Below are 13,844 nucleotides of genomic sequence, written 5' to 3' on the forward strand. Positions count from 1 at the left end.
CGGTCGTCACTTGGCGCGCCTTCTGAAGTAAGCGTATTTGAAGCCCATTACCCACAACATACCGAAATATAGTGCAGCGAACAGCACGAGGCACGCGGCCATCAGCGCGATGCGATCGAGCGGCTGCGCGCGCATGCCGGTCCAGTCGAAGCTGATCGCGCACCAATGCATCAGGCCCGCGAGCACGAGCGCCGCGCCGACGAGCTGCACGAAGAAGCGCGGCCAGCCCGGCGACGGCTGGTAGATGCCGCGCTTGCGCAGCCCGAGGAACAGCAGCAGCGAGTTCAGGCACGCGCCGACGCCGATGCTCAGCGTGAGGCCCGCATGACCGATCAGCGGCACGAACACGTAGTTCGACAGCTGCGTGACGATCAGCACGCCGACCGCGATCTTCACCGGCGTCTTGATGTCCTGCTTCGCATAGAAGCCCGGCGCGAGGATCTTGATCAGGATGATGCCGACGAGGCCGATCCCGTAGGTCGCGAGCGCGCGGGCGACCATCGTGACGGTATGCGCGTCGAACTTGCCGTAGTTGAACAGCGTCGCGGTGAGCGGCGTCGCGAAGAAGAACAGCGCGAGCGCGCTCGGCGCCGCGAGCAGGAACGTGACGCGCAGCCCCCAGTCGAGCAGCGACGAATACTCGTGCGTATCGGCGTCGACGTGCGCCTTCGACAGACTCGGCAGCAGGATCGTGCCGAGCGCGACGCCGAGCAGCGCCGTCGGGAACTCCATCAGACGGTCGGCGTAGTTGATCCACGACACCGCGCCCTGCCCGAGCCGCGACGCGATGTTGGTGTTGATGATCAGCGACAGCTGCGCGACCGACACCGCGAACGTCGCGGGCACCATCTTCGCGAGCACGCGCTTCACGCCCGGGTGGCGCAGCGCGCGCAGCGGGTTGATGCCGATCAGCGGCACCATGTCGATCTTCTTCAGCCCCGGCAGTTGCACGAGGAACTGCAGCACGCCGCCCACGATGACGGCCCACGCGAGCGCGTACACCGGCACCTTCAGATGGGGCGCGACGAACACGGCCGCGGCGATGAACGCGACGTTGAGCAGCACCGGCGCGAACGCGGGCAGCGAGAAGCTCTTGTAGGTGTTGAGCACGCCGGACGCGAGCGTCGTCAGCGAGATGAACACGATGTACGGGAACATGATCCGCGTCATCGTGACCGCGAGCGGGAAGGCCTGCCCGTCGGTACGCAGGCCGGACGCAACCGCGAACACGACCCACGACGCGCCGGCGATCCCGACGACCGACAGCACGGCGAGCGCCCACGCGAGGACGGTCGACATCGCGTCGACGAGCGCCTTGGTCGCATCGTGCCCCTGCTGGTTCTTGAACTCGGCCAGGATCGGCACGAACGCCTGCGAGAACGCGCCTTCGGCGGACAGGCGGCGCAGCAGGTTCGGAATACGGAAGGCGACGTAGAACGCGTCGGTGTATTGACTGGCGCCGAACGCACGGGCGATCAGCGTCTCGCGGGCCAGTCCGGTCACGCGCGACAGCAGCGTGAAGCCGCTGACCGTCAGCAGGGCTCGGAATAGATTCATGGGGCGCTTATTATACGGACGTTGCGTGTCCCGGCACGGACGGATGCCGAAAAGGACCTGCGTCGCCGGCGGCCCCGCCCGGCGGGCGTCACGTTGAACTTGCCACGCGCTTGATTTTGTTGCTATAATTGCCGGTTTCTGAGCCTGTTACATGCACGGCAGCTGTCGTTTTCATGTCTCGGCCTCGGTTAAACTCACCGTTTTTTATGCGCCCCTGGGCAATCGTTCTCAGGGGACGGATCGAAAAGCAGCGCTTGGCCGTCAGGCTCCAAGCTCTGGAAACAGGACAGGATAAGGAACCGTCATGGCTAACTCCGCACAAGCACGCAAGCGCGCCCGCCAAGCCGCGAAGGCAAATTCGCACAACTCGGCGCTGCGCTCGAAATTCCGTACCGCGATCAAGTCGGTTCGCAAGGCTGTTGAAGCCGGCGACCAGGCAAAGGCTGCCGAGCTGTTCAAGGCTGCCGTGAAGACGATCGACACGATCGCCGACAAGAAGATCGTTCACAAGAACAAGGCCGCTCGCAGCAAGAGCCGCCTCGCCGCGGCCGTCAAGGGCCTGCAGGCAGCAGCGTAAATCTGGTGCGCCCGCTTCGGCGGGCGTTCCTGTTTCCTGCGATCGCAAAAAAGCCCGCCTAGGCGGGCTTTTTTGCGTGTCGTCCGCGCATCGCACCGGACGACCACCAGACGCGAGCGCGGCATGCGCGCTCGTCCGTCGATCTCACTTCTTCTCGTTGTAGTCCGGCAGCTCGCACGCCTCGGTGACGACGAGGTTGTTGTCCTTCGCGAAATTCAGCACGAAATCGAATGCCATCGGCTCGATGTCGCGCAGCCGGGAATCGAGGATCACGCATTTCAGCTCGCCGAGCATCGTCGGGCGCACGTACAGCGAATATTTCAGGCGCGCGTTCGGGCCGCTCGCGCCGGGCCCGAAGCAGGCCATCACGCCGGCCAGACGCTCCGACCAGTCGCTCGGGCGAAACTTTTTCCCGTCTTTCGTGATGCCCTGGATGAAGAATTCGGTCGGAGGGGTTTCAGCCATGTGGTTACCCAAGTGACGGCCCGGCGATGTCCAGGCGACGGCGCCTGGATACGCGAACACAAAGCTGGAGTGGACGACACACGCGCTTCGATATCCCGAAAACAGGCCGTCGATGCGTGCCGCCGGCGCGCCGCACCGGATGTGTGCAGCGCATGGCTTGTGTCCGGCAGAGCGCGAAAAGCCTTGCCTGCCGGGCTGGAGAAAACTTTTGGATTATACCGCAGCGCGCCATCGCGCGTCGTCTCGCCACCCCTCTCCCGGCGTGCTCCAGCGTGCGCGACGATGCCGCCCCGGTTTGTGGCGCGGCTCGTCAAAGCACAGAAAATCCTTTATGCTGCTTTGCAGTTATCCACACCCGACGGCTGCCGCGTCCGGCTCCGCAGCCGGCTCCAACCCGCCGTATTTCGTTTCATGACCGCCAAAACCATTCGTCACTACCTGCAGTTCAAGGATTTCTCGCTGGAAGACTACGAGTACGTGCTCGAACGCACGGGTATCCTGAAGCGCAAGTTCAAGAACTACGAGACCTATCACCCGCTGCACGACCGCACGCTCGCGATGATCTTCGAGAAGAGCTCGACGCGCACGCGGCTGTCGTTCGAAGCCGGCATCTTCCAGCTGGGCGGCCACGCGGTGTTCATGAGCACGCGCGACACGCAGCTCGGCCGCGGCGAGCCCGTCGAGGATTCCGCGCAGGTCATCTCGCGAATGGTCGACATCATCATGATCCGCACGTTCGAGCAGGACGTGATCACGCGCTTCGCGCAGAACTCCCGCGTGCCGGTGATCAACGGCCTGACCAACGATTACCACCCGTGCCAGGTGCTCGCCGACATCTTCACGTACTACGAGCACCGCGGCCCGATCGCCGGCAAGACCGTCGCATGGGTCGGTGATGCGAACAACATGCTGTACACGTGGATCGAAGCCGCGCAGATCCTCGGCTTCAAGTTGCGCCTGTCGACGCCGCCGGGCTATGCGCTCGACATGAAGCTCGTGTCGCCGGACAGCGCGCCGTTCTACGAAGTGTTCGACGATCCGAACGAAGCGTGCAAGGGCGCCGATCTCGTGACGACCGACGTGTGGACGAGCATGGGCTTCGAGGCCGAGAACGAAGCGCGCATGCAGGCGTTTGCCGACTGGTGCGTCGACGAGGAAATGATGGGCCACGCGAACGCGGACGCGCTCTTCATGCACTGCCTGCCCGCGCACCGCGGCGAGGAAGTGACGGCCGGCGTGATCGACGGCCCGCAGAGCGTCGTGTGGGACGAGGCGGAAAACCGCCTGCACGTGCAGAAGGCGCTGATGGAGTTCCTGCTGCTCGGCCGCCTGAAGCACTGAACGCAGCACTCGCGCGCCGCCTGAATCCGGCGGCATGCAAAGAAAAGCGCCGATCGATGATCGGCGCTTTTTGTTTGCGCGGGCGAAAGCGCATGAAAGGTGCGGGTCGAACGCCCGCGTTACACGCACACCGGCTCGGGTTCGAGCTCGACGCCGAACTGCTTGCGCACGTCGTCCTGGATCGCGCGCGCCAGTGCGAGCACGTCGGCGCCCGTCGCACCGCCGCGATTGACCAGCACGAGCGCCTGACGGTCGTGCACGGCCGCCGCGCCGAGCGCGCGCCCTTTCCAGCCGCAGCGGTCGATCAGCCAGCCGGCCGCGAGTTTCACCTGGCCGCCCGGCTGCGGATACGACACGACGTCCGGCACGCGCGCGCGCAGCGCATCGAACCGCGCGGCGTCGATCACCGGATTCTTGAAGAAACTTCCCGCGTTGCCGAGTTCGAGCGGATCGGGCAGCTTTGCGCGGCGGATCGCGACGACCGCGTCGAACACGTCGCGCGGCGTCGCCGCTTCGGGCGCGATGCCGCGCGCATCGAGCTCGCGCGTGACATCCGCGTAGCCGAGCCTCGGCGTCCAGCGCTTGGGCAGCCTGAACGTCACCGCGACGATCGCGAAGCGGCCGCGCCCTTCCCGCTTGAAGAAGCTGTCGCGATAGCCGAACGCGCAGCGCGCGGCATCGAAGCGCTCGCTGCGCCCCGTCGCGAGTTCGACGGCCACGAGCGAGTCGAAATACGTCTTCATCTCGAGGCCGTACGCGCCGATGTTCTGGATCGGCGCGGCGCCGACGGTGCCAGGAATCAGCGCCAGATTCTCGAGGCCCGGCATACCGTGCTCGAGCGTCCACGCGACGAACGCGTGCCAGGTCTCGCCGCCGCCGGCCTCGACGTACCATGCGTCGTCGTCCTCGCGCACGACGCGGCGCCCGGCGATCTCGTCGAGCAGCACGATGCCGTCGAAATCGCGCGTGAACACGACGTTGCTGCCGCCGCCGAGCACGAGTTGCGGCAGGTGCGCGACGCGCGGATCGCGATGCAGCGCCGCGAACTGCGCCGCATGCGTGATGCGGGCGGCAAAGCGCGCGGTCGCGTCGATGCCGAACGTGTTGTGCGCGGCGAGCGGATGGTCGGGGAGCAGCGACAGGGCGGAATCGTCAGGTGGCATCGGCATTCGCGGTCACGTCCGCCGGGGCGGCATAAGGCCGACCTTGGGCAAACGCAGGGGCATCGGTAAAATGGCAAACAGTCCGCAATTATAGCGAGTGCCCGCGCGCAAGCCGGGCGCTTGCATCTCAAGGGAGAATGCCATGCCATCGTTCGACGTCGTTTCCGAAGCGAACATGATCGAAGTGAAGAACGCCATCGAGCAGTCGAACAAGGAAATTTCGACGCGCTTCGACTTCAAGGGCTCCGACGCGCGCGTCGAGCAGAAGGAGCGCGAGCTGACGCTATTCGCCGACGACGATTTCAAGCTCGGCCAGGTCAAGGACGTGCTGATCAACAAGCTCGCGAAGCGCAACGTCGACGTGCGCTTCCTCGACTACGGCAAGGTCGAGAAGATCGGCGGCGACAAGGTCAAGCAGATCGTCACCGTGAAGAAGGGCGTGACGGGCGACCTCGCGAAGAAGATCGTCAGGCTCGTGAAAGACAGCAAGATCAAGGTGCAGGCGAGCATCCAGGGCGACGCGGTGCGCGTGACCGGCACGAAGCGCGACGATCTGCAGAGCGTGATCGCGATGCTGCGCAAGGAGGTGACCGACACCCCGCTCGACTTCAACAACTTCCGCGACTGATCGACGCCGTCGACCGGTCACTCCGCGCCGCCGGGCCCCGCATGCGGGACGCCCCGGCGGGCGGCGACAGCAGCAACCCCTTCCTCAGAGCTTCCCGCCGTCCTGCGCGCCGCCGTCGGCCGCCGCCTTCTTCTTGTCGCCGATCCGGCTTTCCTGCCCTGCCAGCAGCTTCGAGATGTTGCCGCGGTGACGCCACACGAGCAGCACGCTCATCGCGAGCACGGCCCACGCGACCGGGTTGTGGCTCGTGCCGAACAGGAACACGTCGAACAGCGGCGCGAACACGGCCGCCACCAGCGCGGCGAGCGACGAATAGCGGAAGAAGAACGCGACGATCAGCCAGGTCAGCGCGGTTGCGAGCCCGAGCACCGGGTGCACCGCGAGCAGCACGCCGGCCGCGGTCGCCACACCCTTGCCGCCCTGGAAGCGGAAGAACACCGGATACAGGTGGCCAAGGAACACGGCGATCGCGACGCACGCCACGGCGACGTCGGGCAGCCCGAAGTGGCGCGCGAGCCAGACGGCGAGCCAGCCCTTGAACGCGTCGCCGACGAGCGTCAGGATCGCGGCCTTCTTGTTGCCGCTGCGCAGCACGTTGGTCGCGCCGGGATTCTTCGACCCGTACGAACGGGGATCGGCCAGGCCCATCGCGGCGCTGACGACGACGGCGAACGACACCGAACCGATCAGGTAGGCAACAAGTGCGGCGAGCAGGATCTGCATGCGGAGAACTCTTCTTTCAACGTATCGGTGAAGGGGCGGCCGGGCGCGGCAGGCGCCGTCGCGGCGAACCGCCGGCAGGCCATGGCGGCCGGCCGTGCGGGCCGACCGGCCGAAACGGCGCCCATTCTACCGAACGCGCACGGCCTGCCACGAAGGTGAAACCCTCAGTCGACGCTTGCGCACTGCACGGGCGTCGCGCCGAGCAGCGTCGTGAGCACCGTGGGTGCGAGGCTGACGAGATAACCGCGGCGGCCGCCGTTCAGGTAGATCGTCGGCAATTCGAGGATGGTCGACTCGACGTACACGGGCATCGGCTTGCGCGTGCCGAACGGCGACGTGCCGCCGACCAGGTAGCCCGAATGGCGGTTCGCGACGTCGGGCTTGCACGGCTCGACGCGCTTCGCGCCGATCTGCCGCGCGAGGTTCTTGGTCGATACCGTGCGGTCGCCGTGCATCAGCACGATCAGCGGCTTTGCATGCTCGTCCTCCATCACGAGCGTCTTCACGACGCTGTGTTCGTCGACGCCGAGCTGGCGCGCCGACTCGCCGGTGCCGCCGTGCTCGACGTAATCGTACGGATGCTCGCCGAATGCGACGCCGTGGCGGCGCAGCAGCTGGGTCGCGGGTGTCTCGGACACGTGTCTGGATTTGCTCATCGCGGCATTTTAATGGCGAACGACCAGCGCGCGCGCGCCATCGCCCCCTTGGCCGGTTCGCGGCGGGTTGCCGCGCGCCGGCGGTATACTCGCGGCCCCTTTTGTCCCGGACGGGCAGTCCCGGACGGGCGCGCCCCTCCATCATCATTGCGGACTTCGCGAAGCGCCATTGCCCGAATGGCCGATTGTGGCGCGCCCGCCGTCATGGCACGATCGTTCGCAAAACTCGCCGCGCCACCGCCCGGCCCTTCTTCTGGAGACGCCATGTCCTCGCCTGCCCGCTCATCCGCGCCGCCCGACGTCGCGGCACTGCTCGCCGCGTTGCCGGCCCGCATCGCCGACGTGCCTGCCCGCTGGGCCGCGCAGGCGCCCGCGCATCCGGCGCTGATCGAGGACGCGCGCCGCCTGTCGTACGGCGAGCTGGCGCAAGCCGTCGAGGCTGCCGCCGAGCGGCTCGCACGCCTGGGCGTGCGCGGCGGCGATCGCGTGATGATCGTCGCGGAAAACAGCGTCGCGCAGATCGTGCTGCTGTTCGCGGTCGCGCGCGTCGACGCATGGGCGCTCGTGTCGAACGCGCGGCTGTCGGCCAGCGAACTCGATGCGATCGCCGCGCACGCGCGCCCGAAGCTGATCGCGTTCGCCACGGAAGCGTCCCCCGACGCGCGCGCACACGCGGCGCGCCACGACGCGACGCCCGCCGACGCGCTGCCGGTCGACATCGGCGCGTGGTCGTACCGCGTCGACCCGAGTGCGCCCGACGAACCGGTGGCGGCCGACGGCGCCGCCCAATGCGCGGCGCTGATCTACACGACCGGCACGACGGGCACGCCGAAAGGCGTGATGCTGTCGCATCGCAACCTGCTGTTCATCGCCGCGATGTCGAGCACGCTGCGCCGCGTGTCGCCCGACGACGTCGTCTATACGGTGCTGCCCGTGTCGCACGTGTACGGGCTCGCGTCGGTCTGCCTCGGCAGCCTGTACGCGGGCGCGACGCTGCGGCTCGCGCCGCGCTTCTCGCCGGAGGCCGTGCGCGTCGCGCTCGCCGACGAAGGCGTGACGATCTTCCAGGGCGTGCCCGCGATGCACGCGAAGCTGCTCGAACATCTGCACACGCACGCGCACGCGTGGCGCGCGCCGCGGCTGCGCTTCGCGTATTCCGGCGGCTCGCCGCTCGACGCCGACCTGAAAGCGCGCGTCGAGCGCGTGTACGGCGTGCCGCTGCACAACGGCTACGGAATGACCGAGAGCAGCCCGACGATCACGCAGACGCCGCTCGACGCACCGCGTACCGACTGCTCGGTCGGCGTGCCGATCCCGGGGGTGGAAATGCGGATCGTCGCACCGGACGGCACCGACGTGCCGCAGGGCGAAGTGGGCGAAATCCGCGTGCGCGGGCCGAACGTGATGCTCGGCTACTACCGCGACGCGGATGCAACGCGCGCGGCCGTGTCGCCCGACGGCTGGCTCGGCACCGGCGATCTCGCGCGCCAGGAAGCGGACGGCTCGGTGACGATCGCGGGCCGCAGCAAGGAATTGATCATCCGCTCGGGCTTCAACGTGTATCCGGTCGAGGTCGAACAGGTGCTGAACGCGCACCCGGACGTCGTGCAGGCGGCCGTCGTGGGCCGCGCGGTCGAAGGCAACGAGGAAGTGCTCGCGTTCGTCGAGCTGGTGCCCGGCGCGAGCGCGACCGAGGCCGCGCTGCAGGCGTGGTGCGCGCAACGGCTCGCGCCTTACAAGCGCCCTGCGCGGATTCGCGTGCTCGATGCGCTGCCGGCCGCGTCGACGGGCAAGGTGCTGAAGCACAAGCTGCGCGAACTCGCGTGACGCATGACGCGCGGCGCCGGCCGCATGCCGCGCGTGGGCCGGCGCGCGCACCGCGCTAGCCGCGCGGATGGTGCGTCGCGTGCAGCGTCTTGAGCCGCTCGCGTGCGACGTGCGTGTAGATCTGCGTGGTGGAGATATCGCTGTGACCGAGCAGCAGCTGCACGACGCGCAGGTCGGCGCCGTGGTTCAGCAGGTGCGTCGCGAACGCGTGCCGCAGCGTATGCGGCGACAGGTGCGCGCGCACGTCAGCCTGCTGCGCGTGGCGCTTGATGATGTTCCAGAACTGCTGGCGCGTCATCCCGTCGCCGCGCGCGGTCACGAACAGCGCGTCGGCCGCGCGTGCGCCGAGCAGCGCCGGCCGCGCGTCGCGCAGGTAGCGCTCGATCCAGCCGTGCGCGACTTCGCCGAACGGCACGAGCCGTTCCTTCGAGCCCTTGCCCATCACGCGCACGACGCCCTCGTTGAGCCCGACCTCGACGGTCTTCAGCGTGACGAGCTCGCTCACGCGCAGCCCGCTCGCATACATCAGCTCGAGCATCGTGCGATCGCGCAGGCCAAGCGGCGTGCCGATGTCGGGCGCACCGAGCAGTGCCTCGACCTGTGCCTCGGACAGCGTCGACGGAAACCGCGCGGCCTGCTTCGCCGACGTGATCCGCAGCGTCGGGTCCGCGCTCGCGTGGTGCTCGCGCACGGCCCAGCCGTAATAGCGACGGAACACCGACAAGCGCCGGTTCGACGATGTCGCCTTGCCGTCGCTGCGCGCGGCGATGTAGCCGATCAACATCGCTTCGTCGGCCGAGTCGAGCGGCACGTCGTGCGTCGCGGCCAGCCATTGCGAAAACAGCACCAGATCGCGCCGGTACGCATCGAGCGTATTGCGCGCGAGCCCGTGCTCGAGCCACAGCGCATCGCAGAACACGTCGATCGACGCGCGGCTCGCGAGCAGCGCCGGCGATGCGGCGGCCGCGTCGCTAGCGGTATCGGTGTCGGACGCGGAGTCGGGGGAAAGCAACGGTTCACTCATCGGTACGGCACGCCCTCGTGCGCCAGCAGCCAGCGCTTTACTTTCTGGTAATAGCCATTGTCGTCGTGGTTCGCGAAGCCGCCGAGGCCGCCCGCCGCGACGACGCGATGGCACGGAATCACGAGCGGGAAATAGTTCGCGCCGCAGGCCTGGCCGACCGCGCGCGGCGCGCTGCCGATCCGCTTCGCGACCTGGCCGTAGGTCAGCACCGTGCCGGGCGCGATGTCGCTGATCACGTCCCACACGCGATGCTGGAATGCGCTGCCGACGTCGGCGAGCGGCAGGTCGAAGCGCGCCGATGCACGCTCGAAATAGCGTTCGATCTGCTCGACCGCGCGCCGCGCGAGCGGCGAGTCCGGCTCGACCGACTTGACCGACTCGGGCAGATAGACGATCTCGCGCACCACCGCGGCGTCGGTGCGGATGCCGACCTTGCCGAACGGTGCGTCGATGACTGCGTTGAACATGAGCTTCTCCTCACCGGTGAAACGCGCGCCGCCGCCGCGCGCCGACGCTACTTTACGCCGCGTTCATGCGGCACGCAGCGCCCATTCGACATGCTCGCGCACGATCGGCGACGGATCGTCGGCGCGCGCGCGCAACGCGGCGACGATCGCTTCGCGCGCTTCGGGCGCGAGCCGGTCGGCCGGCGCGCGCAATGCGTTGCCGAGCCCGACCGCGAGATTGCGCAGCCAGCTTTCATGGCCGATACGCCGGATCGCGCTGCCCTGCATCCGCGTATCGAACGTGTCGGCATCCCAGCCGAACAGCTCGACGAGCGTCGCGCGGTCGAGCCCGTGCCGCACGTCGAAATCGGCGACGGGCGCGGCCTGCGCGAACTTGTTCCACGGACACACGAGCTGGCAGTCGTCGCAGCCGTACACGCGGTTGCCGATCATCGGCCTCAGCGGCTCCGGGATGCTGCCTTTCAGTTCGATCGTCAGGTACGAGATGCAGCGGCGCGCGTCGACGCGATACGGCTCGACGATCGCGCCGGTCGGGCATGCATCGATGCAGCGCGTGCAGCTGCCGCAGTGCGCGCCGGGCGTCTCGGGCGCGACGTCGGGCGCCGTTTGCGCGTCGGTCGGCAGCGGAATGTCGACGTAGATTTCGCCGAGGAAGAACAGCGAACCCGCGTCGCGCTGCAGCAACAGCGTGTGCTTGCCGCGCCAGCCGACCCCGGCCTTCTGCGCGAGCTCGACCTCGAGCACCGGCGCAGAATCGGTGAACACGCGGTAGCCGAACGCGCCGATCTCGTGCTCGATGCGCTCCGCGAGCGTCTGCAGCCGGTTGCGCAGCACCTTGTGATAGTCGCGCCCGCGTGCGTAGATCGACACGACGGCCGCCTGCGGATCGTCCAGGCGCGCGCGCTCGCGGGCGCGCCAGTCGTGCGGCACGAGTGCGCCGGAGGAGGCATCGGGCGCGTCGGGCGCGAGCGTCTGAGCCGGCAGATAGGCGAGCCGCGCGGAGATCACGCGTCGCGTACCGGCCACAAGTTCGGCCGGCCGCGCGCGTTTCGTCCCGTGTTTCGCCATATAATCCATTTCGCCGTGGTACCCGGCTTCCAGCCAGGCGGCGAGGCCTGCTTCGGCATCCGAGAGATCGGTATCGCTGATGCCAATCGCCCCGAAACCCAATTCGCGCCCCCACGCCTTGATGCGAGTGGCGAGCGCAGTCAACGTCGCATCATCGAGCGCGCACGGCGCCGCGCCTTCGGTACGAGTCGAAGGCTTGTCGGATGCGGCGAGTTCCGGTAAGCGGTTCATCGCACTATTTTACGAGAATGCCAGCCACGTCCCATACGCCTCATGCAGACACGCTGCCCGCCCCGCTCGCGGAGCGCGTGATCGCACTCGCCGACGAAGCGGCGACCGAGGCTTTCGGCACCCGCTTCGCGCACGCGCTCGACGCGGCGCGCGGCGAACTCGCCCGCGCGCACGCGTTCGACGGGCTGCAGATCCAGCTGATCGGCGACCTCGGCGCGGGCAAGACGACCCTCGTGCGCGCGATCCTGCGCGGCCTCGGCCACCCGGGACGCGTGCGCAGCCCGACCTATACGCTCGTCGAGCCGTATGCATTCGCACGCGACGATGGGGAACTTGAGGTCTATCACTTCGATCTGTATCGATTCAACGATCCGGCCGAATGGTCCGACGCGGGGTTTCGCGAATATTTCAATTCCAGCGCGATCTGCCTCGTCGAATGGCCCCAACAGGCGGGCACCCTGCTCGGCGTGCCCGATCTGGTTTTCTCGCTCGACGTGGACGGCGACGGTCGCGCCCTCACCGTCAGGGCGTTCAGCGCTTCAGGAAAGGCATGTCTCGAAAGATGTTGATCAAACCGTTCCGCTCGATCGAATCGGCGGCCACCGCGACGCACAACTGGCGGCGCCGCCAGATCCTGCGCGCGGGCGCGTCGACGCTGGTGCTCGGTCTCGCCGCACCGCGGCTCGCGCACGCGTCGTCGGTGCTCGGCGTGCGCGTGTGGCCCGCGCGCGATTACACGCGCGTCACGATCGAATCGGACCAGCCGCTGCAGAATAGCCAACAGCTGTTGCAGGGCCCCGACCGGCTCGTCGTCGACCTGAGCGGGCTCGATCTCGATCAGGCCCTGCGCGACCTCGTGTCGAAGATCGCGCCGAACGATCCGCAGATCCAGTCGGTGCGCGTCGGCCAGTACCAGCCGCACGTCGTGCGGATGGTGTTCGACCTGAAAGGCTCGGTGAAGCCGCAGGTGTTCACGCTGCCGCCGGTGGGCACCTACAAGTACCGGCTCGTGTTCGACCTGTATCCGGCCGTCGCGCCCGATCCGCTGTCCGACCTGATCGCGCAGACGGAACGCAAGGAACAGGCGCTCAACGACACCGCGCGCGCGCAGCAAATGCAGCCGCCGACCTCGCTCGCGGGGCCGGCCGCGCCGTCGGCACCCGCCGCGGGCGACAACACCGACGCGTTCTTCCAGCGCTTCGCGCAGAACACGCCGGCCACGCCGCGCACGCCGCCGGCCGCCGCGACGCCTTCCACGCCCGCGAAGCCGGCCGTCAAGCCGCCGCCCGTCATCGCGCGCCGCGACGACAGCGACGACGACGGCGACACCTACAAGTTCACCGCACCGAAATCCGGCAAGGGCGGCACCATGCGCCTGCTGACGGTCGCGATCGATCCGGGCCACGGCGGCGAGGATCCGGGCGCGATCGGCGGCGGCGGCACGTACGAGAAGCACATCGCGCTCGACATCGCGAAGAAGCTGCGCGCGAAGATCGACGGCGCGCCGAACATGCGCGCGATGATGACGCGCGACGCCGACTTCTTCGTGCCGCTGAACGTGCGCGTGCAGAAGGCGCGCCGCGTCGGCGCCGACCTGTTCGTGTCGATCCACGCGGATGCGTTCACGACGCCTTCCGCGCGCGGCTCGTCGGTGTTCGCGCTGTCCGACCACGGCGCGACGAGCGCCGCGGCACGCTGGATGGCGAACAAGGAAAACTCGTCGGACCTGATCGGCGGCATCAACATCAAGACGCAGGACGCGGCCGTGAGCCGCGCGCTGTTCGACATGTCGACGACCGCGCAGATCCGCGATTCGCTGCGCTACGGCGGCTACGTGCTGAAGGAAGTCGGCGGCATCAACAAGCTGCACAAGGGTTCGGTCGAGCAGGCCGGATTCGCGGTGCTGAAGGCACCCGACATTCCGTCGATCCTCGTCGAGACCGCGTTCATCAGCAACCCGGAAGAAGAGAGCCGGCTGAACGACGAAAGCTATCGCGACCAGATGGCCGACGCGATCTTCCGCGGCATCAAGCGTTACTTCGCCGCGAACCCACCGCTCGCGAAGAACCGGATGGCCTGACGCACGGCCCCTCGTCTTCCCCGCCGCCGGCACGCGC

General features: G+C 67.9%; 14 protein-coding genes. 6 read left to right on the top strand and 8 right to left on the bottom strand.

What is annotated here, in order from left to right; genetic code table 11:
- Positions 1-6: 6 nt before the first annotated feature.
- Positions 7-1,602, bottom strand: coding sequence for a murein biosynthesis integral membrane protein MurJ (gene murJ, locus BAMB_RS13130; RefSeq protein WP_408580316.1), 1,596 nt, complete (start codon positions 1,600-1,602; stop codon positions 7-9).
- 259 nt (positions 1,603-1,861) lie between these two features.
- On the opposite strand from murJ, the gene rpsT reads away from it, so the two are divergent.
- Complete coding sequence (rpsT, locus tag BAMB_RS13135) at positions 1,862-2,134, top strand: 30S ribosomal protein S20 (RefSeq protein ID WP_006482211.1); 273 nt, start codon at positions 1,862-1,864, stop codon at positions 2,132-2,134.
- Positions 2,135-2,278: 144 nt separating this feature from the next.
- On the opposite strand, the gene BAMB_RS13140 is transcribed toward rpsT, so the two are convergent.
- Complete coding sequence (locus BAMB_RS13140) at positions 2,279-2,599, bottom strand: DUF3579 domain-containing protein (RefSeq protein ID WP_041491253.1); 321 nt, start codon at positions 2,597-2,599, stop codon at positions 2,279-2,281.
- Between the two features lie 411 nt (positions 2,600-3,010).
- On the opposite strand from BAMB_RS13140, the gene argF reads away from it, so the two are divergent.
- A complete protein-coding gene (gene argF / locus BAMB_RS13145; protein WP_041491254.1) occupies positions 3,011-3,940 on the top strand; it encodes an ornithine carbamoyltransferase in 930 nt (309 codons plus the stop codon).
- Positions 3,941-4,059: 119 nt separating this feature from the next.
- On the opposite strand, the gene murB is transcribed toward argF, so the two are convergent.
- A complete protein-coding gene (gene murB / locus BAMB_RS13150; protein ID WP_011657748.1) occupies positions 4,060-5,109 on the bottom strand; it encodes a UDP-N-acetylmuramate dehydrogenase in 1,050 nt (349 codons plus the stop codon).
- 136 nt (positions 5,110-5,245) lie between these two features.
- Here murB and BAMB_RS13155 point away from each other — a divergent pair, with 136 nt between their 5' ends.
- The gene (locus BAMB_RS13155) at positions 5,246-5,731 is read left to right on the top strand and encodes a YajQ family cyclic di-GMP-binding protein (protein WP_011657749.1); all 486 of its coding nucleotides are present in this window, start codon (positions 5,246-5,248) and stop codon (positions 5,729-5,731) included.
- Between the two features lie 84 nt (positions 5,732-5,815).
- Here the strand turns inward: BAMB_RS13155 and plsY are convergent, their stop codons facing one another.
- The gene (gene plsY, locus BAMB_RS13160) at positions 5,816-6,454 is read right to left on the bottom strand and encodes a glycerol-3-phosphate 1-O-acyltransferase PlsY (RefSeq protein WP_011657750.1); all 639 of its coding nucleotides are present in this window, start codon (positions 6,452-6,454) and stop codon (positions 5,816-5,818) included.
- 164 nt (positions 6,455-6,618) lie between these two features.
- The gene (gene ybaK, locus BAMB_RS13165) at positions 6,619-7,110 is read right to left on the bottom strand and encodes a Cys-tRNA(Pro) deacylase (RefSeq protein WP_011657751.1); all 492 of its coding nucleotides are present in this window, start codon (positions 7,108-7,110) and stop codon (positions 6,619-6,621) included.
- A 264-nt stretch (positions 7,111-7,374) separates the two neighbouring features.
- On the opposite strand from ybaK, the gene BAMB_RS13170 reads away from it, so the two are divergent.
- A complete protein-coding gene (locus BAMB_RS13170; RefSeq protein WP_011657752.1) occupies positions 7,375-8,937 on the top strand; it encodes a class I adenylate-forming enzyme family protein in 1,563 nt (520 codons plus the stop codon).
- A gap of 55 nt (positions 8,938-8,992) precedes the next feature.
- Here BAMB_RS13170 and xerD read toward each other — a convergent pair whose 3' ends face one another.
- From xerD to queG, 3 genes are all read right to left on the bottom strand, one after another.
- On the bottom strand, positions 8,993-9,961 hold the full coding sequence (gene xerD, locus BAMB_RS13175) for a site-specific tyrosine recombinase XerD (protein ID WP_011657753.1): 969 nt from the start codon (positions 9,959-9,961) through the stop codon (positions 8,993-8,995).
- Positions 9,958-10,428 carry a methylated-DNA--[protein]-cysteine S-methyltransferase gene (locus tag BAMB_RS13180; protein WP_011657754.1) on the bottom strand — a complete coding sequence of 157 codons (471 nt, stop codon included), beginning with the start codon at positions 10,426-10,428 and terminating at the stop codon, positions 9,958-9,960. The genes xerD and BAMB_RS13180 overlap by 4 nt, the downstream gene beginning before the upstream one ends.
- 63 nt (positions 10,429-10,491) lie before the next feature.
- Complete coding sequence (gene queG / locus BAMB_RS13185; protein ID WP_041491255.1) at positions 10,492-11,727, bottom strand: tRNA epoxyqueuosine(34) reductase QueG; 1,236 nt, start codon at positions 11,725-11,727, stop codon at positions 10,492-10,494.
- A 17-nt stretch (positions 11,728-11,744) separates the two neighbouring features.
- Here queG and tsaE point away from each other — a divergent pair, with 17 nt between their 5' ends.
- Together tsaE and BAMB_RS13195 are read left to right on the top strand one after the other, a co-directional pair.
- A complete protein-coding gene (gene tsaE, locus BAMB_RS13190; protein WP_041491256.1) occupies positions 11,745-12,296 on the top strand; it encodes a tRNA (adenosine(37)-N6)-threonylcarbamoyltransferase complex ATPase subunit type 1 TsaE in 552 nt (183 codons plus the stop codon).
- Positions 12,278-13,807: an N-acetylmuramoyl-L-alanine amidase gene (locus BAMB_RS13195; RefSeq protein ID WP_041491257.1), complete on the top strand. Its 1,530-nt coding sequence runs from the start codon at positions 12,278-12,280 to the stop codon at positions 13,805-13,807. The genes tsaE and BAMB_RS13195 overlap by 19 nt, the downstream gene beginning before the upstream one ends.
- Positions 13,808-13,844 lie beyond the last annotated feature (37 nt).

Source organism: Burkholderia ambifaria AMMD (assembly GCF_000203915.1).
GTDB lineage: Bacteria > Pseudomonadota > Gammaproteobacteria > Burkholderiales > Burkholderiaceae > Burkholderia > Burkholderia ambifaria.